The sequence below is a fragment of the Mycobacterium persicum genome, from assembly GCF_002086915.1.
In the GTDB taxonomy this organism is placed as follows: domain Bacteria; phylum Actinomycetota; class Actinomycetes; order Mycobacteriales; family Mycobacteriaceae; genus Mycobacterium; species Mycobacterium persicum.
Map to the genome: position 1 here is coordinate 132,696 of NZ_MWQA01000001.1, position 21,956 is coordinate 154,651.

The 21,956-nt window shown below is 65.9% G+C and carries 21 protein-coding genes; 14 read left to right on the forward strand and 7 right to left on the reverse strand.

Going from position 1 to position 21,956, the window contains the following annotated elements:
* The first annotated feature begins 4 nt into the window (after nucleotides 1-4).
* Genes B4U45_RS00580 through B4U45_RS00590 form a run of 3 tightly spaced genes read left to right on the forward strand, consistent with a single transcriptional unit; the run spans nucleotide 5 to nucleotide 2,046 of the window.
* Nucleotides 5-640, forward strand: coding sequence for an urease accessory protein UreF (locus tag B4U45_RS00580; RefSeq protein WP_075546589.1), 636 nt, complete (start codon nucleotides 5-7; stop codon nucleotides 638-640).
* A 10-nt stretch (nucleotides 641-650) separates the two neighbouring features.
* Nucleotides 651-1,322, forward strand: a complete 672-nt coding sequence (gene ureG / locus B4U45_RS00585) for an urease accessory protein UreG (RefSeq protein ID WP_075546588.1) — start codon at nucleotides 651-653, stop codon at nucleotides 1,320-1,322.
* The gene (locus tag B4U45_RS00590; RefSeq protein ID WP_082275353.1) at nucleotides 1,312-2,046 is read left to right on the forward strand and encodes an urease accessory protein UreD; all 735 of its coding nucleotides are present in this window, start codon (nucleotides 1,312-1,314) and stop codon (nucleotides 2,044-2,046) included. Before ureG ends, B4U45_RS00590 begins: the two co-directional genes overlap by 11 nt.
* On the opposite strand, the gene B4U45_RS00595 is transcribed toward B4U45_RS00590, so the two are convergent.
* The 3 genes from B4U45_RS00595 to B4U45_RS00605 are packed head-to-tail and all read right to left on the reverse strand — an operon-like array spanning nucleotide 1,952 to nucleotide 5,092.
* Nucleotides 1,952-3,337 (reverse strand): NAD(P)/FAD-dependent oxidoreductase, encoded by a 1,386-nt coding sequence (locus B4U45_RS00595; RefSeq protein WP_083153846.1) that lies wholly within the window; start codon nucleotides 3,335-3,337, stop codon nucleotides 1,952-1,954. The genes B4U45_RS00590 and B4U45_RS00595 overlap by 95 nt on opposite strands.
* Nucleotides 3,338-3,387: 50 nt before the next feature.
* Complete coding sequence (locus B4U45_RS00600; protein ID WP_241780219.1) at nucleotides 3,388-4,374, reverse strand: LLM class F420-dependent oxidoreductase; 987 nt, start codon at nucleotides 4,372-4,374, stop codon at nucleotides 3,388-3,390.
* A gap of 40 nt (nucleotides 4,375-4,414) precedes the next feature.
* The gene (locus B4U45_RS00605; RefSeq protein ID WP_075546585.1) at nucleotides 4,415-5,092 is read right to left on the reverse strand and encodes an SDR family oxidoreductase; all 678 of its coding nucleotides are present in this window, start codon (nucleotides 5,090-5,092) and stop codon (nucleotides 4,415-4,417) included.
* 234 nt (nucleotides 5,093-5,326) lie between these two features.
* Here B4U45_RS00605 and modA point away from each other — a divergent pair, with 234 nt between their 5' ends.
* Both modA and B4U45_RS00615 read left to right on the forward strand, forming a co-directional pair.
* Nucleotides 5,327-6,106, forward strand: coding sequence for a molybdate ABC transporter substrate-binding protein (gene modA, locus B4U45_RS00610; protein ID WP_075546584.1), 780 nt, complete (start codon nucleotides 5,327-5,329; stop codon nucleotides 6,104-6,106).
* Between the two features lie 9 nt (nucleotides 6,107-6,115).
* On the forward strand, nucleotides 6,116-6,910 hold the full coding sequence (locus tag B4U45_RS00615; protein ID WP_075546583.1) for an ABC transporter permease: 795 nt from the start codon (nucleotides 6,116-6,118) through the stop codon (nucleotides 6,908-6,910).
* Between the two features lie 14 nt (nucleotides 6,911-6,924).
* Here B4U45_RS00615 and B4U45_RS00620 read toward each other — a convergent pair whose 3' ends face one another.
* A complete protein-coding gene (locus tag B4U45_RS00620) occupies nucleotides 6,925-7,761 on the reverse strand; it encodes a class I SAM-dependent methyltransferase (RefSeq protein WP_075546582.1) in 837 nt (278 codons plus the stop codon).
* A 158-nt stretch (nucleotides 7,762-7,919) separates the two neighbouring features.
* Here B4U45_RS00620 and B4U45_RS00625 point away from each other — a divergent pair, with 158 nt between their 5' ends.
* From B4U45_RS00625 to B4U45_RS00660, 8 genes are all read left to right on the forward strand, one after another.
* Complete coding sequence (locus B4U45_RS00625) at nucleotides 7,920-9,377, forward strand: NAD(P)/FAD-dependent oxidoreductase (protein WP_083153847.1); 1,458 nt, start codon at nucleotides 7,920-7,922, stop codon at nucleotides 9,375-9,377.
* The gene (locus B4U45_RS00630) at nucleotides 9,374-9,574 is read left to right on the forward strand and encodes a hypothetical protein (RefSeq protein WP_075546580.1); all 201 of its coding nucleotides are present in this window, start codon (nucleotides 9,374-9,376) and stop codon (nucleotides 9,572-9,574) included. Before B4U45_RS00625 ends, B4U45_RS00630 begins: the two co-directional genes overlap by 4 nt.
* Before the next feature lie 261 nt (nucleotides 9,575-9,835).
* Nucleotides 9,836-11,755 (forward strand): serine/threonine-protein kinase, encoded by a 1,920-nt coding sequence (locus B4U45_RS29755; protein WP_219859281.1) that lies wholly within the window; start codon nucleotides 9,836-9,838, stop codon nucleotides 11,753-11,755.
* Between the two features lie 137 nt (nucleotides 11,756-11,892).
* Entirely contained in the window at nucleotides 11,893-13,785 is a 1,893-nt protein-coding gene (locus tag B4U45_RS00640; protein ID WP_075546578.1) for a serine/threonine-protein kinase, read from the forward strand.
* A gap of 275 nt (nucleotides 13,786-14,060) precedes the next feature.
* Nucleotides 14,061-15,158 (forward strand): sulfate/molybdate ABC transporter ATP-binding protein, encoded by a 1,098-nt coding sequence (locus tag B4U45_RS00645; protein WP_075546577.1) that lies wholly within the window; start codon nucleotides 14,061-14,063, stop codon nucleotides 15,156-15,158.
* Between the two features lie 82 nt (nucleotides 15,159-15,240).
* A complete protein-coding gene (locus B4U45_RS00650; protein ID WP_075546576.1) occupies nucleotides 15,241-16,272 on the forward strand; it encodes an alanine and proline-rich secreted protein Apa in 1,032 nt (343 codons plus the stop codon).
* Nucleotides 16,273-16,426: 154 nt separating this feature from the next.
* The gene (locus B4U45_RS00655) at nucleotides 16,427-16,723 is read left to right on the forward strand and encodes a GlsB/YeaQ/YmgE family stress response membrane protein (RefSeq protein WP_075546575.1); all 297 of its coding nucleotides are present in this window, start codon (nucleotides 16,427-16,429) and stop codon (nucleotides 16,721-16,723) included.
* A 48-nt stretch (nucleotides 16,724-16,771) separates the two neighbouring features.
* Nucleotides 16,772-17,800, forward strand: coding sequence for a zinc-binding alcohol dehydrogenase family protein (locus tag B4U45_RS00660; RefSeq protein WP_075546631.1), 1,029 nt, complete (start codon nucleotides 16,772-16,774; stop codon nucleotides 17,798-17,800).
* Nucleotides 17,801-17,806: 6 nt separating this feature from the next.
* Here B4U45_RS00660 and B4U45_RS00665 read toward each other — a convergent pair whose 3' ends face one another.
* On the reverse strand, nucleotides 17,807-18,520 hold the full coding sequence (locus tag B4U45_RS00665) for a CPBP family intramembrane glutamic endopeptidase (protein WP_075546632.1): 714 nt from the start codon (nucleotides 18,518-18,520) through the stop codon (nucleotides 17,807-17,809).
* A 166-nt stretch (nucleotides 18,521-18,686) separates the two neighbouring features.
* Nucleotides 18,687-19,361 (reverse strand): MOSC domain-containing protein, encoded by a 675-nt coding sequence (locus B4U45_RS00670; RefSeq protein ID WP_075546630.1) that lies wholly within the window; start codon nucleotides 19,359-19,361, stop codon nucleotides 18,687-18,689.
* Between the two features lie 152 nt (nucleotides 19,362-19,513).
* On the opposite strand from B4U45_RS00670, the gene B4U45_RS00675 reads away from it, so the two are divergent.
* Nucleotides 19,514-20,761, forward strand: coding sequence for an ISAzo13 family transposase (locus B4U45_RS00675; protein WP_116526644.1), 1,248 nt, complete (start codon nucleotides 19,514-19,516; stop codon nucleotides 20,759-20,761).
* Here B4U45_RS00675 and B4U45_RS00680 read toward each other — a convergent pair.
* Nucleotides 20,754-21,950, reverse strand: a complete 1,197-nt coding sequence (locus B4U45_RS00680) for a hemerythrin domain-containing protein (RefSeq protein ID WP_082275549.1) — start codon at nucleotides 21,948-21,950, stop codon at nucleotides 20,754-20,756. The two genes, B4U45_RS00675 and B4U45_RS00680, sit on opposite strands and share 8 nt — an antisense overlap.
* Nucleotides 21,951-21,956 lie beyond the last annotated feature (6 nt).

A 21,956-nucleotide genomic window follows, 5' to 3' on the forward strand; every position in this document is an offset into this window, starting at 1 on the left:
TCCGATGACCTCGCTTGCGGTGCTGCTCGCTCTGGCCGACTCGCGGCTGCCCACCGGATCGCACGTGCACTCCGGAGGCATCGAAGAGGCCGTCACCAGCGGTCTGGTGACCGATCTGGCCACCCTGCAGGCGTTCCTGACACGACGGATCCGCAGCCACGGACTGGTCACGGCCTCGATCGCGGCGGCAGTGCACCGCGGCGAGCTGACACCCGCCGACGCCGACCACGAAACCGACGCCCGCACACCAGCTCCCGCGGCCAGGCAAGCTTCACGCAGCCAGGGCCGCGGCCTGACGCGGCTGGCCCGGACGGTGTGGCCCGAAGCCGACTGGGACGACCTCGGCCCGCGGCCACATCTGGCGGTAACCGCAGGACGCATCGGAGCCCTCAGCGGACTCACCCCGCAACACAACGCGCTGCACATCGTCTACACCACCATGACCGGCTCGGCCACCGCCGCCCAGCGACTACTAGCGCTGGACCCCACCGACGTCGCAGTGCTGACCTTCCGGCTGTCGCAATTGTGCGAACACACCGCCGCCGAGGCCACCGCCGGACTGGCCGACTTGTCCGATCCGCTGCTCGACATGCTGGCGCAACGCCATGCCGAACGCGAGCGACCTTTGTTCGCCTCCTGAAAGGTAAGCAGTGTCAACACATTCGCACTCACACGCCCAGAGCCACCGTCCACGACGGGTCCGTCAACCGGGGGAGCCGTTGCGCATCGGCATCGGCGGCCCGGTGGGCTCCGGCAAGACCGCGCTCGTGGCGGCGCTGTGCCGGCAGTTGCGCGACGAGTTGTCCCTGGCCGTGCTGACCAACGACATCTACACCACCGAGGACGCCGACTTCCTGCGCAAGCATGCGGTGCTGCCCGACGACCGGATTGCGGCCGTGCAGACCGGCGGGTGCCCGCACACCGCGATCCGCGACGACATCACCGCGAACCTCGATGCGATCGACGACTTGATCGCAGCGCACGACCCACTCGACCTGATCCTGGTCGAGTCCGGGGGCGACAACCTCACGGCTACCTTTTCTTCCGGCCTGGTGGATGTGCAGATCTTCGTCGTCGACGTGGCTGGCGGCGACAAAGTGCCGCGCAAGGGCGGACCGGGAGTCACCTACTCGGATCTGTTGGTAGTCAACAAGACTGACCTTGCCCCGCTGGTAGGCGCCGACTTGCAGGTGATGTCCCGCGACGCCGACGCGGTGCGCGACGGCCGGCCGACGGTGCTGCAGTCGTTGACCGAGGACCCGGCCGCCACCGCGGTGCTGGCCTGGGTTCGTGCCCAATTGGCAGTCGCTGATGCAATCTGAGGTCCTGCTGGTAGCAGCCCGGAACCGATTGCCGCGCATCCAATCCCGCGGTGGCATCACGGCTCGTTGCACCGCGCCCGACACCATATATCTGGTGTCGGCGGCGGCAAACCCGCTTGGTGGCGACATCGTCGACATCCGGGTGGTCGTCGAACAGGGCGCCCGGCTGCGGCTACGCAGCGCAGCCGGCACCGTGGCGTTGCCCGGTGTCGAAACACCGACATCCCAAGCCCATTGGGACATCGAGGTGACCGGAATCCTGGATGTGGACCTGGAGCCGACGGTCGTCGCCGCGGCGGCCCGACACCTGTCGACCGTTGCCCTGCGGCTGCACGACGGGTGCGAGCTCCGCTTCCGCGAACGGGTTCAGATCGGCAGATACGGTGAAAGTGAAGGGTTTTGGACAGGCTCGCTGCGCGCCGACCGGGATGGCCGCCCGATGCTGCGACACCGGGTGGAACTGGGCGCCGGATCGCTGGCCGATGACGTCATCTCGGCACCGCGGGCGACTATCAACGAACTACGTTATCCCGAAACGACATTGGCTTCCGACCTACCGGATACGTCGACGATCTTGACGTTGGCAGGTGGCGGGACACTGAGCACCTGGCAGGGTGCCCGGTTATCTGTCAGCTTGCCCGCCGAGCCGCCGGGCGGTGCGCCTCGGCCGCCAGTACCGCCAGCTGCTCGAGCCGGGTGCGCGCGAACGCCTGCTGTTCGGTGATGGTCAGCTGACCGCGCCGAGTGCTCAGGAAGGTCACAGTCCAGGACAGCAGCGTACTGACCTTGGTCTTGAACCCGACCAAGTAGACCAAGTGCAACACCAGCCAGGCGAACCAGGCAATCAGGCCGCTGAACTCCACCGGACCGATCTTGGCCACCGCGGAAAACCGCGACACTGTGGCCATGGACCCCTTGTCGAAGTACTGGAAGGGCTCACGCTGTGTCGGATCGGCCCCGGCGAGTTCGGCTTTGATTGTGCCGGCGGCGTACTTGGCGCCCTGGATGGCTCCCTGCGCCACCCCGGGCACGCCCTCGACCGCTGCCATGTCTCCGATGACGAACACGTTGGGGTGCCCGGGGATCGTCAGATCCGGCAGCACCTTGACCCGGCCGGCGCGGTCGAGTTCGACCGACGACTGCTCGGCGAGATCGTGACCCAGGGCACTGGCCGAGACACCGGCGGACCATACCTTGCACTGCGACTCGATGCGCCGGATGGTGCCGTCGGAGTCTTTGACGGTGATGCCGTTGCGGTCTACGTCGGTGACCATGGCACCCAACTGGATCTCCACGCCCATCTTTTCCAGCCGGGCGGCCGCGCGCTGACCGAGCTTTTCGCCGAATGGCGGCAGCACGGCAGGCGCGGCGTCGAGCAGGATCACTCGCGCCCTGGTCGAATCGATGTGCCGAAACGAGCCCTTCAATGTGTGGCTAGCCAATTCAGCGATCTGCCCGGCCATTTCGACACCGGTAGGGCCGGCGCCGATGACGGTGAAAGTCAGTAGCTTGGCCCGTCGTTCCGGATCACGGGACCGTTCGGCCTGTTCGAACGCGCTCAAGATCCGTCCCCGCACCTCGAGCGCGTCGTCGATGGATTTCATGCCCGGCGCGAACTCGGCGAAGTGGTCGTTGCCGAAGTAGGACTGCCCGGCCCCGGCGGCGACGATCAGGCTGTCGTACGGGGTTTCGTAGGTGTGGCCGAGCAGGTCAGACACGACGAACTGACCGGCCAGATCGATATGCGTGACGTCACCCAGCAGCACCTGCACGTTTCGCTGCCGGCGCAGCACGACCCGGGTGGGCGGCGCGATGTCGCCTTCGGACACGATGCCCGTCGCAACCTGGTAGAGCAGCGGCTGGAACAGGTGGTGCGTGGTACGGGCGATCAACTTGATGTCGACGTCGGCGCGCTTGAGCTTCTTTGCCGCGTTGAGGCCGCCGAATCCAGATCCGATGATCACGACTCGATGCCTACGACGTGTTTCAGCTGTCGGATCTGGCTGGGGGCTCATGCTCGGCTACTCCTGAGGGGTCTCCTTGACCGGCGAACGGCAGTTAGCTACTACCGTAGCCAAGCCGGGCGCTGAATACCCAGGTGCGAGCGTGTGTAATCAACCACACCGGCTAGAGCCCGAGCAGCGGGCGCAGCGTTTCGGCGGCTGTGGTGATCAGGCCGGGGCTGTATCCGTGCGCGGACAGGTTGATGATCAGACCGTCGACGCCGGCGTCGAGCACCTTTGGCTTGGACCTGTTCGGCGATCTGCGCCGGGCTGCCGATCACCATGCGTCGACTCGTCTCCGCCGGCAGCTGGTCCGGTTTGGCCTTCTCGTCGATCACCACGGTCAACATCACACTGGTCTCCAGCGTCGAGGGGTCTCGCCCGGCTTCCTCGCAGCGAGCCGCGACGGCGTCCATCTTGCGGGGCAATTCGTCGAGCGCCGCGATGATGTTGAGATGGTCGGCATTACGGGCGGCGATTGCGAAGGTCTTCTTTTCGCCGCCGCCGCCGATCAGGATCGGGATGCGGTCCCGGTAACGCGGCTCGGCCATGGCCGATTCGGTGGTGTACCACTTGCCCGAGACGGTGGGGCGCTCGCCTGTGATCATCGGGTCGAGAATCTGCAGCGCCTCCTCGAGCCGCTCGAATCGGTCGGTGAAGGTGCCGAACTCGAATCCGAGCTGGCGGTGTTCGAGTTCAAACCAGCCGGCACCGATGCCGAGAATCGCCCGGCCGGCACTGACCACGTCCAACGTGGTGATGATCTTGGCCAGTAAGGCCGGGTTGCGGTAGGTATTTCCGGTCACCAGGGTGCCCAGTTGCAGCCGCTCGGTCGCGGTGGCCAGGGCGCCCAGGGCGGTGTACGCCTCCAACATGGGCTGGTCGGGCGTCCCGAGCATGGGCAGCTGATAGAAGTGGTCCATCAGGAATAGCGAGTCATAGCCGGCAGCTTCGGCCTCGCGCGCTTGGGCGATGACTGATGGAAACAGCTTTTCGACGCCGGTGCCGTAGGAGAAGTTGGGGATCTGAAAGCCGAGCCTGATAGCCACGGCATCTACCGTAGCGATCGGCGTGGGTAACCCGACAGGGTCAGGCGAAGTGCGCCAGCGCGCCGTGGCTTACGTGCAGTGTCTGGCCGGTGATGTGGCGTGCCGCGGGGGTGGTCAGAAACAGCGCCAACCGGGCGATCTCGGCCGCAACCGGAGCGGGTGCGCGGGAAAGACCCTCGTACCCGGGCTGGACGCTGCGGCCGCACGCGACAGCGTTGACGGTGATGCCGCGGGTGCCGTAAACCTCGGCCTGCCCGGCGATCCAATTCGAGAGGGCGGCTTTGACCGCTGCGTCGGCGCTGCTTGCGGGCGGGTTTTCCGCCACCACGCCGATGATGGAACCACCGGAGCGCAGATGGTCACCCACACATTGCACCGTGAGTACCGCGGAGAGCACCGTCGCATCGAGCGCGTTGCGCCACGCGGCGGCGGTGTCCGACAGCGAGTAGGTCCGCGGATCACCGGCTTCCCAGGACGACGCGGGCACGTTGACGATGGTGTCGAGGTGATGGGGAAACAAGCTGCGGACCTCGGTCAGGCTCGCCGGGTTGGTGGTGTCGCAGGCAATGGCGTCCACCTCGAGTTCCTTGGCGACAACCTCCAGCTCGTCGCGCCGGGCGCCTACCAGCGTCAGTTTGTGACCGTCGTCGCGAAAACCCTCGGCAACTGTACGCCCCAGATCCGTGTCACCGCCGGTGACCAGCACCTCCACTGCCATGACCTCCTCGTGTTCACCATTGAACCCAGATCCTGGAAGTTCACCCGCCACAGGAGCCTTGCCTGGGATCTCGGCATGTATGGCCTCAATCCCGGTACATGTTACTGGACAGTAGCTATTCGGCGAAACTCCGCGCCGCTGCGACGCGCAGACGATTTTCATAACTGTTGCGGCCTGTTGGGGAGCGCTTTTGGCCGGCCGTGGGTGAGGGGCCCGGGCTGCTACGTTTGACCAATGCGCCGGATCGGGACGCGGGGCGGTTTGGTATCAAGGCTGCTGATCTGGGGGCTGGCCGGGAGCGTGGTGGCGTGTAGTCCACCCGCGCAACCGGCCCCGGGCTCGCGATCGATCGTGGTGTTCGCCGCGGCATCGCTGAAGTCGGCGTTCACTCAGATCGGTGAGCAGTTCCGGAAGGACAACCCCGGCGTTGGAGTCGACTTCGACTTCGCCGGTTCCTCCGAGCTGGCGATACAACTGACCCAGGGCGCGACCGCCGACGTCTTCGCGTCGGCAGACACCGCCCAGATGGACACCGTCGCCGGGGCCGGCCTGGTGGCCGCAGATCCGGCCAACTTTGCCTCCAACACGCTCGTCATCGTCACCGCGCCGGGAAATCCGAAGCGGATCGGATCATTCGCCGACCTGGCCGGGCCGGGACTCAGCGTGGTGATCTGCCAGCAGCCGGTGCCTTGTGGATCGGCTACCCGGCGCATCGAGGACGCCACCGGGATCCAGCTGCGGCCGGTCAGCGAAGAACTCAGCGTGACCGACGTTCTCAACAAGGTCGCGACCGGACAGGCCGATGCCGGGCTGGTCTATGTCACCGACGCAGTGAACGCCGGCGACAAAGTGGCGACGGTCAAGTTTCCCGAGGCCGGTGGCGCGGTGAATGTGTATCCCATCGCGGTGTTGAGAAATGCGCCCCAGCCTGAGCTGGCGCGGAAGTTCGTGGCCCTGGTAACGGCCGAGACAGGGCGGCAGATCCTGGATCGGTCGGGGTTTGCCAAGCCCTGACGAGCTGCTGTGCGCCGGCCCGCCGATCTGCCCCGCTGGGTTTACGTCCCCGCCGCCGCCGGGACGATCTTCGTGGTATTGCCACTGATTGCGATTGCCCTCAAGGTTGATTGGCCCAACTTCTGGTCGTTGATCGCCAGCACCTCCTCAAAGACAGCACTGGTCCTGAGCCTGAAGACCGCCGCGGCCAGCACGATGCTGTGCGTTCTGCTGGGAGTGCCGATGGCGCTGGTGCTGGCCCGCAGCCGGGCGCGGCTGGTGCGGTTGCTGCGGCCGCTGATCCTGCTGCCCCTCGTGCTGCCGCCGGTGGTGGGGGGCATCGCGCTGCTCTACGCGTTCGGCCGGCTCGGCCTGATCGGGCACTACCTGGAGGCGGCCGGCATCAAGATCGCGTTCAGCACGACGGCTGTGGTGCTGGCGCAGACCTTCGTCTCGCTGCCGTTCCTGGTGATATCCCTGGAGGGGGCGGCGCGCACAGCGGGAGCCGACTACGAGGTTGTCGCGGCTACCCTCGGAGCCCGGCCGAGCACGATCTGGTGGCGGGTCACCCTGCCACTGTTGCTGCCCGGCATGGTGTCCGGAGCCGTGCTGGCATTCGCCCGGTCGCTGGGGGAGTTCGGCGCAACCTTGACGTTTGCCGGTTCCCGGCAAGGAGTCACCCGCACCCTTCCGCTGGAGATCTACCTGCAGCGGGTCAACGAGCCGGACGCTGCGGTGGCGTTGTCACTTCTGCTCGTGGCGGTGGCAGCGCTGGTGGTCTTGGGCCTGGGTGCTCGAAGGTTGACCGGGACCGACGCTAGGTAGCTGCACTTTTGAACTCAGCCAAAATCGAGCAGGGCGTAGACCCCACGGAATCGCTTCGTTGGCGGGAAGCGCCACAATGCCGGATACAGGGTCTTAAAGAACAGACCCCTCCCTTGCGGCATCGGCACGTCGTGCACCGCCTTGAGTCCCGGCATGGTGTCCACCAGATCTGACAGTTGTTGCACCGAGAGGCTGAACGGCATTGGTGGCACCCGGTAGCGCTTGGAGGAGCGCATCCCTTTGGGTGCGATTTTCTTGACGACCGTCGGTGGCAGGTCGAAGAACATCTGTCCGCCGGCAAACCGCTTGGCGCACTGGGCGATTAGCTCCATTGCCTGGTGGGGCTGTAGGTACATCAGCAAGCCCTCGGCGGTGATGAATACGCCGTTGCTGCTGTCCACCTTGGCCATCCACGTGTAGTCCAGAGCGGACCGCGCGAGGCTGCGGATACGCCCAGAATGCGGCAACAAGCGCTGCCGAAGTTTGATCACCGGCTCCAAATCAACTGACAGCCAACGGAATTGAGCGTCGGGTAGTACGCTGCTAAGGCGCCAGAAACTGGTCTGGAAGCCTTCTGCAAGCGCAACGACGGTGGCCTTGGGGTGTTTGGTTAGGTATGCGATTGCACACCGATCGACGGCCAGTGAGCGCAACGCCATCTCTTGGCCTCTGCGCCCAAACATTTCGAAGTCGAAATCGATGGACTCGAGGAGTTTGATCGCCATCGGGTCGTCAATGATCGGGTCAGGCCGGGCGGCTTGGTAGGCCCTACCGTTGAGGGTCAGCAGCGCCGTTTCCGACACGCCGCTCAGCGTTCTGGCGTCCACTTTGGCGTTGTCCGACTGGCTCATCGCTTCAACCCTAATGGACCTAATGGAACACGTGGCGCCAGAATCTCCGCCGATCGTTGGGCCGATCCGCTAGTGATGCCCGTCGCGATATATACCCCTCCGGGTATACACTTGGGGACGAGTATGCGTTTTGGGCATACTGTGACCAAGGAGCATCCATGGCACGAGTCATCATTCTCGGCGCCGGCATCGCGGGGCATACCGCCGCCCTGCACCTACGCCGCTGGCTACCCCGCAAACACGAGATCGTCGTCGTTTCCCCGAACGCCGACTGGAACTGGATTCCGTCGAACATCTGGGTTGGTGTGGGCCGGATGGAACCGGCGAAGGTGCTGATTCCACTGAGACCGATTTACCGGCGCAAGGGCATCGCCTTCCATCAGGGGCTCGCGACAGCCATCCGTCCGGAGGGCACCGCAGAGCAGCCCTCGCCGTCGGTGGACTTCACCTACACCGACGACGAGCACCGCGGACAGACCGCCAACCTGACCTACGACTATCTGATCAACGCCACCGGCCCGCAGCTGAACTTCGCCGCCACCCCGGGCCTCGGTCCCGACGGATACTCCTACTCGGTGTGCACCGCCGACCACGCCGCTGAGGCCGCCAAGGCGCTCGACACGGTGATCGCGAAGCTGAAGGCCGGGGAGCAGCAGCGCCTGGTCATCGGTGTCGGACACGGCACCTGTACCTGCGAGGGCGCGGCGTTCGAGTACACCTTCAACGTCGAGCACCGGCTGCGGTCGGCCGGGGTCCGTGACCTGGCCGAGGTCGTCTACCTCACCAACGAGTACGAACTGGGCGACTTCGGTGTTGACGGCATGAGGTTCGTCGAGAAGGGCTTCATGCAGTCCAGCCGGCTGTGGACCGAGTCGCTGTTTCGCGAACGCGAGGTCAAGGCCATCACGCAGGCCCACGTGCACGAGGTGATGGACGGCAAGCTGCGTTACGAACAGCTCGACGGCAAGGTGCACCACCTGGAGTTCGACTTCGCGATGCTGCTGCCGCCGTTCAAAGGCGCAACTCTGGCCGCCTACGACAGGGGCGGCCGCGACATCACCGCTGCTCTCTTCGCGCCGTCGGGCTTCCTCAAGGTCGACGCCGACTACTCGGGCAAGCCGTACGATGAATGGTCGGCCGAGGACTGGCCGCACACCTACGAATCCGTCGCCTACCCCAATATTTTCGCGCCGGGCATCGCATTCGCGCCGCCACACCCGATTTCCCGGCCGCGAAAAAGTGTTACCGGCACGGTCATCACCCCCAGCCCGCCGCGCACCGGCATGCCGTCGGGCATTATGGCCAAGACTGTCGCCGAGACCATCCGCGACCGCATCACCAAGGGCTCCGCAGCTCCCGCCCACCGCGCCTCCATGGCGACCATGGGTGCCGCCTGCATCGCCTCGGCCGGCACCGGGTTTCGCGAGGGCTCGGCCGCCGCGATGACGATGTTCCCGGTGGTCCCCGACCCGGTGAGATACCCGCAGACCGGTCGCGACATCGCCGGGACGTCCGGTGAGCTCGGACTGGCCGGCCACTGGATCAAGGTCCTGCTGCACCATCTGTTCATCTATAAGGCCAAGGCCAGGCCGTTCTGGTGGCTGATTCCGGAATGACCGAGATGAAAGGCGTTCCCATGGGAAACGACAACGGTTACTCGGAAGTGGACGTCCGGACCGCCGAACGCATCGCCGATGCCCCGCTACCCACGGGTGCCAAGCTTCGGATGCGCCAGAACCTTCCCGTCCAGTTCTGGCGTTTCGCTCGCATCAACCTGAAGATGATGCGGATCATCTTCAGCAGGCACGACTGATCGCATTCGCACCGCTTGGCAGGCCCTGCTTCGTGCACGGCGTCACCTCGCAGGCCGTGAGGTAAAGAAAGTGCGGCATCGGATTGGCCGGTGTTCCGCTTTGCCGCGCCATCGCCGAGCACGACGAATTAGGCGGTGGTCAAAGGTATTTCATCACTCCAGGTAAACGCCTGCATGGCCTGACTGAACTCTGAAACGCACGGGGTATCGGCGATCGCGAATTACGAGTGCAACGTGATGACGAGACCTACGATCTTGGCCATGTCGGTAGAGGTTGGTCAGGTATTCGCCGGATACACAATCCTGCGGGAGCTGGGTACGGGTGGGATGGGCCGAGTGTATTTGGCGAGGCATCCGCGTTTGCCCCGCGAGGAGGCGCTGAAGATATTGCCGGCGGAATTGACTGGCGATCCCGAGTATCGCGCCCGATTTGAGCGTGAGGCGGCCCTGGCGGCCGGCTTGAATCATCCGCACATTCTCAGGATTCATGACCGCGGTGAATGTCAAGACCGCCTCTGGATCTCGATGGAGTATGTGGACGGCACGGATGTGGCCCGGCTGTTGTTGGAGCAATTCCCGGGCGGGATGCCGCTCGATGCGGCGGCGCCGATCCTCACCGCGGTCGGCTCGGCACTCGATTATGCGCATCATCGCGGGCTATTCCACCGCGACGTCAAACCGGCAAACATCTTGTTGACCGCCCCGGGTGGCGGGCAGCCGCGGCGGGTGTTTCTGGCCGATTTCGGACTTGCGCGGCGTATCGACGACACGACCGGACTGACGGCGACCGACGCGACCGTGGGCACCGTGGCCTACCTGGCGCCCGAGCAGTTGACGGGTTATCCGGTCGACGGCCGTGCAGATCAATATGCGTTGGCCTGCACGGCATTTACCCTCCTGACCGGAGTACCGCCATATCGTGATTCCAACCCGGCGGTGGTGATCAGCCAACATATCAACGTCCCGCCGCCCCCGATCGGTGCCTACCGCAGCGAGTTGGCCGCGCTGAATTCGGTGTTCGCCAAGGCGATGGCCAAATATCCTGCCGACCGTTTCGGCAGCTGTGCGGAGTTTGCCGCCCAACTGAGCCAGCAGCTGAATCCGGGTTTCGCATACGCCGGTGAGATTCCACAGCGGGCCGACACTGCAGACACCCAACCCGCGATTGACCGCAGGGTGCCCGCTCTTCCGGGTGCGCCGGCCGACCGCAAGCGATTGGCCCAGCGCCCGGGACTTCTCATCGGCGCCCTGGTGAGCATCCTGTTGCTGATCGCCGGTGGTGTCTTCGCGGTCGTCAAGCTGACGCAATCCCACAAGCCTGGCACCGCTGCGCGAAACGCCCCGAGTAGTACCTCGACGGCGGTAGCCAATACCGGTCCCTTTACGGGTGTCTACCGGGCCGACTTCAGCAAGGGCGCTACCTTCGCCGATACCCCGGTTCCAGGCGTGCCGCCGTCGACCGACAGCTACGCCGTCCGCTCGGCGTGCGGGACCGCCGGGTGCGTAGCGACGGCGTCGCACCTCGGCGGCGAAACCACATTTGCCCCGGCGATGGTGTTCGACGAGGTCGGCGGACGCTGGCTGGGCGTGGCCATCGGGCTAGACAAGTGCCAAGGCGCTCCCGCCGAAATCTGGGAAGTGTTCACGCTGCAACCTGGTCCCGACGGCGCCTTCACCGGCGAATTCACCGCCACGACCAGCAATAATTGCGTGGGCAAGCACACCGTGACCTTCACCCGCACCGGCGACGTCGACCTCAACAGCCTTCCCGACCCGGCCGGTCTGCCGCCGCGGGTGGTGTCGCCGGCCGAGGCGCTGCGCGGCAGCTACCACGAGAAGCGAACCTTCAGGATCGGACGCGTCACGCAGGAGACCGACTACGCGGTAACCACCGACTGTCTACGTACCGGCGACCGGTGCATGAGTTTCTTCCACGCGCCATCGGGTGCCGTGGAACCGTTGGTGTTCGGTGACGGCAACTGGGCCCTGGACACCGAGTCCGACACCGTGTGCCCAGGCAGAAACACCCCGATGCATGTGAAAAAGACCGGCCAGTATCCGCTGCCGCAACCACCGCAGGATCCGATCACATTGCTCAGCGGCCAGGGTAAGCAGGAACAGACCCAATCCTGCCCAGTCAATGTAGATTTCGACGAAACATTCACGCGCACCGGCGATTAGGGCCATGTTCTGGCCTGCTGCCCGAATTCCAACAGCGCCGAACCCGTGCCGGCTCCGGCCAGCGGTTGGCGCGGCCGGCGACGGCGATGATCCCGATATATGCGGTTCGGCCGAGTTGACGCACCTACGATGTGGCCATGTCGCTTGAGGTCGGCCAGGTGTTCGCCGGATACACCATCCTGCGGGTGCTGGGCGCAGGCGGAATGGGTCACGTGTATCTGGCGACGCACCCGCGCCTACCGCGCGAAGATGCCCTCAAGGTGTTACCTGCGGATTTGACCGACGATCCTCAGTATCGGGCGCGGTTTATGCGTGAGGCTGAGTTGGCGGCGGTCTTGTCTCATCCGCACATCGTGGGGATTCACGACCGCGGTGACTACGACGGTCACCTGTGGATCTCTGAGGAATATGTGGCCGGCGCCGATGCGGGACGTCTGTTACGCGAGCACTGGCCTGCCGGGATGCCGGTCGATGAGGCGCTGTCGATCATCACCGCGGTCGCCTCGGCGCTGGATTACGCGCATCATCGCGGATTACTGCACCGCGACGTCAAGCCGGCCAATATCTTGTTGGCCGAACCCGACGGGCAGGCACCGCGGGTTTTCCTGGCCGATTTCGGCATCGCCCGCCCCATCGAGGACGCGACACGATTGACCGCGACCAACATGGCGGTGGGCACAGTGGCCTACGCGGCGCCCGAGCAGCTGATGGGTGAACCGATCGACGGGCGTGCCGATCAATATGCCTTGGCCTGCACCGCATTTCAGCTCCTGATCGGCATGCCGCCGTATGAGGGTCCCAATTCCGCGGTGGTGATCACCAAGCATCTGAGTGCGCCATCGCCCTCGATCGGCGCCCACCGACCGCGGTTGGCCGAGCTGGACCCGGTTTTTGCCACGGCGCTGGCCAAAGACCCATCTCACCGGTTCAGCAGCTGCGGGGAGTTTGCCGAGCACTTGGGCCGGCAGCTGGGCCCGGATCTCTCGTCCGCTGTTGCGATTCCATTCCCGGACACCCCGCCAGAGATCGAGATAACCGCGCCGGCACGACCCACCGGAAGGCCGGTGCGACGGCATCCCGGTGTCCTGATCGGCGCGGTTGCGGGCATCGTGTTGCTGATCGCCGGTGGGACCTTCGCGGTCGTGAAGCTCACCCGCCACCACCAAGCGACCGGTGCACCCCACAGCGCCTCCACGCCAACTAATCCCGCGCCCGCGGCCGCCAACACCGGCCCGTTCACCGGTGTCTACCGAGTCCAGTTCGGGCCGGTCACCAGACTCGCCGAAGCCCCGGCGCCGGGTGCAATGCAGTCAACGGACACCTACGCCATCCGCTCCATGTGCGGGTCGGCCGGATGCGTCGCGACCGCCAGTCGCTTGAGCGGAGAAGTCAGGCTCGCGTCGACCACGGTATTCGATCAAGTCGGCGGCCGTTGGGTAGCAGTAACCATTGGATCAGCAAAATGTCGAGATTCGGCGTCCAGGATGTGGGAGGTGTTCACGCTACAAGCCGGACCCAACGGCACGTTCACCGGTGAATATCGCGGCGCTGCAAGCAATTCCTGTGCCGAGAAACGAACCGTAACCTTCACCCGCACCGGAGAGGTCGACGTCAACAGCCTCCCTGACCCAGCCGCTCTGTCGGCACGAGTCGCGTCACCGGCCGAAGCGCTGCGCGGCCGCTACCACATCACGCGAAACTTCAGCACGACAGTGCCGCAACAGCAGCAAGACGAGACCGTCACCACCGACTGCCTGCGCAGCGGCGAGAAGTGCATGAGCTATTTCTACTCCCCAACAAGCGACACGCCGCTGGTATTCAGCGACGGCAACTGGACTTTGGACCTCGAACACGAAGAAAACGTTCCGGGCTGCGTCAGCCTCTACGTGAAAACCACCGGACAGTATCCACTGCCGCAACCAACGCAGGACCCGATCACACGGCTCACCGGCCACGGTCGCCATCAACAATCCGGGTCGTGCGCAGTCAGCGTCGATTTTGATGAAACATTAACGCGCACCAGCGATTAACGCTGTCAACGCCGGGAAATGCCGTTCGACTCTCGAATATCGCCGGTGAGGCAACATACGAGTCAGCTGGCAGCCCCCGCCGAAATTGCCGCTAGGGCTGCGATCAGCCAGCCAACCGCAGCCGCTACGGCAATCTGGGCAAGTCTGGTCGACGCCCCGGAATTGAAATCGTCGCCTACCGTGTGATCCATGCCTGGCAGCTGTGGGGGACGGAACTCGCCGTGTGCAACCCGGGAGTCGGCGGCTAGCACGGACCCAACACTAGGTAGTCGGCGATGAGTGGATTGCAGCTGCGCGCCGTCGTACGGGACCGCGGTCTGGATGTGGAATTCGTCGTGTCGGCGGGGGAGGTGCTGGCGATACTCGGCCCCAACGGCGCCGGCAAATCCACCGCAATTCATGTCATTGCCGGGCTGGTTCACCCTGACATGGGTCTGGTGCGCGTCGGAGACCGGGTATTGACCGACACCGCGGCCGGGATCGAGGTGGCCACACATGACCGCCGGGTGGGGCTGCTCCACCAGGATCCGCTGCTGTTTCCGCATCTGAGCGTGGCCGCCAACGTGGTATTCGGACCGCTCAGCCGTCGCGGGATGTTCCGGTTGGCTCGTTCCCGGCGCAGGGAGTCGGCGCTGCGCTGGTTGAGTGAGGTGGAGGCCGCGCAATTCGCTGACCGCAAGCCGCGGCAGCTGTCCGGGGGTCAGGCCCAGCGGGTAGCCATTGCGCGTGCACTGGCGGCAGAACCTGATGTGCTGCTGCTCGACGAGCCGCTGACCGGACTGGATGTGACTGCAGCCGCGGCGGTACGGGCGGTGCTGCGGGGCGTGGTTGCCGACACCGGCTGTGCCGTGGTTCTGATCACCCACGACCTGCTGGATGTGTTTGCGCTGGCTGATCGGGTCATGGTGGTCGAGTCCGGGAAGATCTCCGAGATCGGTCCGGTGGCGGAGGTGCTTGCCGCGCCCCGGAGCCATTTCGGGGCCCGCATCGCGGGCATCAACCTGGTCAGCGGGACCATCGGCGCCGACGGCGCACTGCGCAGCTCGAGCGGCGCCGTTTGGCATGGAATCGCGGCGCAAGATCTCACCAGTGGCCGCGACGCCGTCGCGGTGTTCGCGCCGACAGCGGTGGCCGTGCACCTGGAACAGCCGCACGGCAGCCCCCGCAACACCGTCGAAGTGACCGTGACGGATTTGCAGACCCGCGGATCCGGGGTCCTGGTGCGCGGTCCGGATCAGCCCGACGGCGCCCCGGGGCTAGCCGCAAGCATCACCGCCGATGCCGCGGCTGAGTTGCGGCTGACGCTCGGTTCGCGCGTGTGGTACAGCATCAAGGCGCATGAAGTGGCGCTGCACCCGGCCGCTCGCCGCTAGGGGAGCTGCCGATGACGAACAGCAGCCTCGACACCGGCAGGCCATCCTTGCTTCATGGCGACAACACGGTAGGTTCGTCGCCATGCATGAGGTGGACTCCAACACGAGACGTCGCAACGGACTGTGGGCAACGCTGGCGATCGCCACCGTAAGCAGCGCCGGCGCGCTCACCATCGCGCTGCCGGCGACCTCCTACGCCGACCCGGAGCCGGTACCCGCGCCGGCCACCACGACAGCGGTCGCGCCCCCCTCGACCACCCCAGCGTCGCCCGCACCCGCACCGGCGACCACTCCGGCGACACCGCCACCGGGAACGACGACGCCGAATGCGGCACCTCCACCGGCCGACCCCAATGCACCGCCACCGGCCGTTGCCGACCCCAATGTACCGCCGGTGCCTGTGGCCGACCCGAATGCACCGGAACCTGCCCGGATCACCAATGCCGTCGGCGGATTCAGCTTCATCCTGCCCCCGGGCTGGGTGGAGTCGGACGCTTCGCATCTCGATTACGGGTCGGCGCTGCTCAGCAAGGCAACGGGGGAGCCCCCCATGCCCGGCCAGGCACCGCCGGTCGCCAACGACACTCGTATCGTGTTGGGCCGGCTGGACCAACGGCTTTACGCCAGCGCCGAAACCACCAATCCCAAGGCCGCGGTCCGGTTGGGCTCGGACATGGGTGAGTTCTTCATGCCGTACCCGGGCACCCGAATCAACCAGGAAACGGTTCCGCTCAACGCCAACGGTGTGTCCGGAAGCGCGTCGTACTACGAAGTCAAATTCAGCGATCCGGCCAAGCCGAACGGCCAGATCTGGACCGGGGTGATCGGTACGCCCGCGGGCAGTACGCCCAATGCCGGACCTCCGCAGCGCTGGTTTGTGGTGTGGCTGGGGACCTCGAACAACCCGGTGGACAAGGGCGCGGCAAAGGCTCTCGCCGAGTCGATCCGTCCGTGGACACCCCCGCCGGCGCCCGCGCCGGCACCGGCTCCGGGCGAGCCGGCGGCGGAGCCGGGTGCACCCGTGCCCGCGCCCGCTCCCGCACCGGTTCAGGCTCCGGCCGCGGGAGTGACGCCGACCCTCACGCCGACACCGCAGCGGACCCAACCGGCGTAACCGGCCGCCGCGAAACGCACATCCGCCCCTGGTTGACCGGGCGTCGCGAAGTCGACCATTCCCATCGCCGCGCGAACCGGGTATACCGAGATCACGGTCCAGCAGTCGAGTTGGGCTCTGTCGGTTATGAGCCGGTGATGACAAGGAGATCCCGATGGGTGTCATGGCAACCGAGTTTCTGGCCCGTTCCACGACGCTGACCAGTGTCGGCTGGATCGGCTACATCATCATCGGCGCCATCGCGGGCTGGATAGCGGGCAAGATCGTCAAAGGCTCGGGATCCGGGATCTTGATGAACATCGTCATCGGCATCGTAGGAGCGCTGATCGGCGGCTTCCTGCTGAGCTTCTTCGTCGACACGGCAGCCGGCGGCTGGTGGTTCACCCTGTTCACCGCAATCCTGGGCTCGGTGGTCCTGCTCTGGCTGGTCGGCCTGGTGCAGAAGCGTTAACAGCAGCTAACCCGTTGCGGCCGTGGCGGATTGCGGCATGATGAGGTGATGTCCGCAGCAGCGAGCACCCCAACGATGACGGCCTGGCAGGTCCGCCGGCCCGGACCGATGGACAGCAGCCCGCTCGAGCGGGTCCGCACCGAGATCCCCCGACCTGGGCCGGCTGAGCTGCTCGTGGCGGTGCACGCGTGCGGGGTCTGCCGCACCGATCTGCACGTCACCGAAGGCGATCTTCCGGTGCACCGCGAACGGGTCACTCCCGGACATGAGGTGGTGGGGGAGGTCATCGAGGTGGGCGCCGATGCCGGCGACGAGTTCCAGGTCGGCGACCGGGTTGGTATCGCGTGGTTACGCCACACCTGCGGGGTGTGCAAGTACTGCCTGCGGGGCGACGAGAATCTGTGTCCGAAGTCGCGGTACACCGGCTGGGACGCCGACGGTGGATACGCCGAATTCACCACCGTCCCAGCGGCTTTCGCGCACCACCTGCCCAGTGGCTACGGCGACAGCGAGCTTGCGCCGCTCTTGTGTGCCGGCATCATCGGCTACCGCTCACTGATGCGGGCCGAGCTGCCGCCCGGCGGTCGGCTGGGTCTGTACGGCTTCGGCGGCAGCGCCCATATCACCGCCCAGGTCGCGCTGGCCCAGGGTGCCGAGGTGCACGTGATGACTCGCGGGGCGCAAGCGCGCCGGCTGGCGCTCGAGCTCGGCGCCGCCTCGGTTCAAGGCGCCGCCGATCCGCCCCCGGTGCCGCTGGACGCTGCCATCCTGTTCGCTCCCGTCGGCGACCTGGTGCTGCCCGCCTGCGAGGCTCTGGACCGGGGCGGTACGTTGGCGATCGCCGGCATCCACCTCAGCGATATCCCGGCCCTGAACTACCAGCGGCACCTATTCCAGGAGCGCCAGATCCGGTCGGTCACATCGAACACCCGGGCCGACGCGCGCGCGTTTCTCGACTTCGCGGCGCACCATCACATCCAGGTCACCGCTCCGGAATACCCGTTGGGACAAGCCGATCGTGCGCTGAGCGACCTCAGCTCCGGGCGCATCGCGGGTGCGGCCGTGCTGCTGGTCTAACCGGGTTCAGGTGCTCAGGTGCCAGACCACGGCGGCGGCCAGCGCGCCCATCCCGTTCAGCGACCAATGCAGCGCTATCGGCGCGAGCAGGCTGCCGCTGCGCCGGCGCAGCCAGCTGAACACGAAGCCGGCCGCGCCGGTAGCCAATACCGCCAACGTCACCCCCGCCAGCATCCCGGCGATCCCGCCGCCGAACAGCCGCGTGAAGCCGACATTGGTGCTGGTCAGGCCCAATGACGTCGCGACATGCCACAGACCGAAGAGCAGCGAGCCCGCCATCGCGACGCCGCGAAATCCCCAGGCACGATTCAGCGCGCCGTGCAGCACACCGCGGAACGCCAGCTCCTCGGGAATGACGGTTTGCAACGGTATGACGAGCATCGAGGCGATCAGCGCGCCCGAGACCGTCGCGTAGCGGTTGTTCAGGAACATCGGTCGGGTCACCGGCACCAGCACGCCGACCGCGATCACCGACACCACCACGCCCACGGCGGCCAGCGCATACCCCAGACCGGATCTCCAGTGCTGCCGACCCAGGCCCAGTTCGGTCCAGCCCAGCCCACGCCACCGGACGAGGATCAGCAGACCGACGGCGGCGGCCGGGACGGTCGCGATGCTGGCCCACGGTGTGGTGAAGTGCGCCACCAGATTGGTCAGCACCAGCACCACGACGACGACGGCGATATCGACGTGGATCCGCAGCCGCTCAAGTTTCGGCATCGGCAATGCCAGCGCGTCGTGCTGAGCGCTGGCAGGGGCCTGGTCCGGAGCTGGGTCACGCATCGTCGCGAGTCTACCCGCGCGCGGCCAAATGCCCGTTCTCTTCGGCAGCGCAGACCAGATCACGTGGCGACGCAATCGTCGGCCAGCTCGGAGCCGGGGCGGCTCACCCTTTGTCCGGCGTCAGCCTGCGGCGCGCGTAGTCCAGAAGTTCCGCCGAGAGCGCGTCTGCCGCCAACAGCCGGGGCAGCAGCTCGGGTTCTGACATTCGGGCACGGAAGACGAGACCGATGGTCACGTCATGAACGGGGCGGTGTTCGATGGTGATTGCATCACCGGCCCGAACCGTTCCGGGCGAGATCACCCGCAAGTAGGCGCCGGGTTTCCCCGCTTGGGTGAAGGTGTTGATCCAATGGCTCACGTCGAGGAACGCCGAAAACGTCCGGCATGGTGTCCGGGGCGCGGATACTTCCAGCACCAAGCCGTCCGTGCCGACGTGCCATCGGTCACCGATCCGTGCGCCGGTCACATCGATGCCCACGGTGGTCAGATTCTCGCCGAACATTCCGCTGCTGAGCGTTCGCTGGAGTTGAGATTCCCAGCCGTCCAGGTCTTCTCGTGCATACGCGTAAACGGCCTGGTCGTCGCCGCCATGGAATTTCTGATTGCCGATAGTGTCGCCGACCAGCCCGCTGCCCAGACCACCGCGCATCGGGCCCGGCGCTCTGACCATGACCGGTTCGGTTACCGCGACCTTGTCGATGCCCGTCACCTTCGACAATGCGCGGGGATCAGGGTTTGCTCGGGCACGGGCCACGTTCACCGACAAGACATGCGCCACCCGCACAGGCTAGCGCTGCCGCGCTGGTGGCCGGCAGGCACTGTACCCGGTCGTCTGGTTCCGGGCGCGAGGGTTGGTCAAGACCGACAAGACCTAAGGGCTCGCGCAGTAATTGCTTAGGTTTTTCTGTTTGGTTTGTTCACACTTGTGGTATGACGCTGCTTGCTGTGGACTCCGATCGGGTCGCCGCCCGTTTGTCGTTGATCCGCCCGCATCTCGATGAGCGGGCGTGGCGGTTGTTGCTCGGCGCGGAGGCCACGGTGTTGGGTCGGGGTGGAATCAAGCTGGTCGCGGCGGCCGGTGGGGTGCATCCAGACACCGTGGCGCAGGGTGCGCGCGAGTTGGATTCCGACGAACCGATTCCGGGGCGGGTGCGCCGGCCAGGTGCGGGGCGCCCACCGATAGCGGTGACCGATCCCGACCTGCTCACCGCGCTGGATGCGCTAGTGGATCCGGTCTCGCGGGGTGATCCGGAGTCACCGTTGCGCTGGACGATCAAATCGACGGCCAAGCTGGCCGCCGAGCTAGCCGCCAGGGGGCATCGGGTGTCTGCGCGCACGGTGTCCAAGCTGCTCAAACAGGCTGGTTACAGCCTGCAGGCGAACTCGAAAACCATTGAAGGCGCCCAGCATCTGGATCGGGATGCCCAGTTCGGATATCTCAACACCCTCGTCGAACGATTCCAGGCCGGCGGGGATCCGGTGATCAGCGTGGACACCAAGAAAAAGGAACTCGTCGGAAACTACAAAGCCGCTGGCCGCGAATGGGAGCCCGCCGGGTCACCGCGCGAGGTGCAGGTGCACGACTTCGCCGACAAACAGCTGGGCAAGGTAGCTCCCTACGGGGTCTACGACGTCGGCGCCAACACCGGCTGGGTCAACGTCGGCACCGACGCCGACACTGGCCAGTTCGCCGTGGAATCGATCCGCCGCTGGTGGACCACGATGGGCGCCATCAGCTATCCCGGATCAAACAAGCTGCTGATCACGGCTGACTCCGGGGGCTCCAACGGATCCCGGCTGCGGCTGTGGAAAACCGAACTCGCCGCCTTCGCCACCGAGGCCGGACTCGACATCACCGTCTGCCACCTGCCGCCCGGCACCTCCAAATGGAACAAGATCGAACACCGGCTGTTCTCCGCGATCAGCCGTAACTGGCGCGGACGACCCCTGGAATCCCACGAGGTGATCATCGAAACCCTCAGGGCAACAACCACATCCACCGGACTAACCGTAAACGCGGCACTCGACACCACCACCTACCCCCGCGGCATCAAGATCACCGACAAACAGATCGCTGCCCTGCAAGCCACCCAGCTACACCGCCACCAATTCCACGGCGACTGGAACTACACACTCACCGCCCACCACACCCCGACACGCCCGACACCACCTACCTAATTACTGCGCGAGCCCTAAGTGGTGGACCGGGCAGGCCGGCGCGGCCGCTCGGCTGCGCGCAGTGCTCCATTTCGGCAAGCGCGGCCAACCGCACCAGGTCAGCGCGCAGCGCCTCGGTGCGGTCGTCGTGCTCGGGTATCAGCAATGCAACCAATCTGGATAACCACCGTGGCATCGAGACGCCTTGGAAAGCCTGGGTTAGCCGGGTGCCCGCCAGGGTGGGCTCCAGCCGGAAGTGCCAGGCGGTTGCATCGCCGGGACCTCCTGAGGTGATGTAGCCGAACTCGTTGGGCTCGTCGTAGGCAAAGATTGTGCAGCTACGCGACCATCGATAGCGGCCGCTGCGGTTGGTCCCGCGAAATCGCCGGCCCGGTCCCGCAGACGTCGCGCCATCGAGAAATCGCACCCGGCGGCACTCGTGGCTCCACTCCGGAACCCGAAGCGGATCGGCGACCAGCTGCCACACCGCCTCGATCGGGGCGGAAATTTCGACGCTGAGTTGTCCATTGAGTTTCTGGCGCAGCCGGGTGTCCCGCGCCAGATACCAACGGTGCCATGCGTAGCGCTGGTAGCCAGGGGCGGCAATGATCTCGATCGCCCACGCGACCGGCTTGGGGACCAGCGATCGGACTATCGCACGGTCCTCATCGCTGGCGTCATCGCACAGCCACAATGCGGTGAAGGCAAGCTCGGTTGGCTTCAGCGGCTTGACCGCATGGGCCTGTTCGATGGCATCCCACTCGGCCTGCGTCAGCGCCGCCGACACGACCGGCATAGTTTCGAGCTCCTCGCGCTGCAAGTGCGGCAGCAGCACCGCCGCCAGCCGGTTCAGCGTGTCAACCAGATCCAGGCGGGCCGACGGGTGCGCGGCGTAGCGCCGGGCGCTGTGGCTGAGCTGTTCGATCGCCGGTATCAGTGCGTGGTGGTCGGCGTCCATCGCGTCGAGAATGCCCGCTGCCTGCGAGACGCGTCGCCGCACCAGGGGATAAAGGCCGTCATCTTCGACGCGATGGTGGCGGTGCAGAAACTTCGTCATCCACACCAGGTGCTCGGCGACAGCCGAGCGCTGGCCGGGGTCGGGGTAGGGCCACCGGGTCAGCGCCAACTGCGCGCGGGCAATGTCGCGCCGCAGCGCGTTGTGGACGATGCCCATCATCCGGGTATCCGCGGGCTGAGCGACGGCTCTCATCGGGCT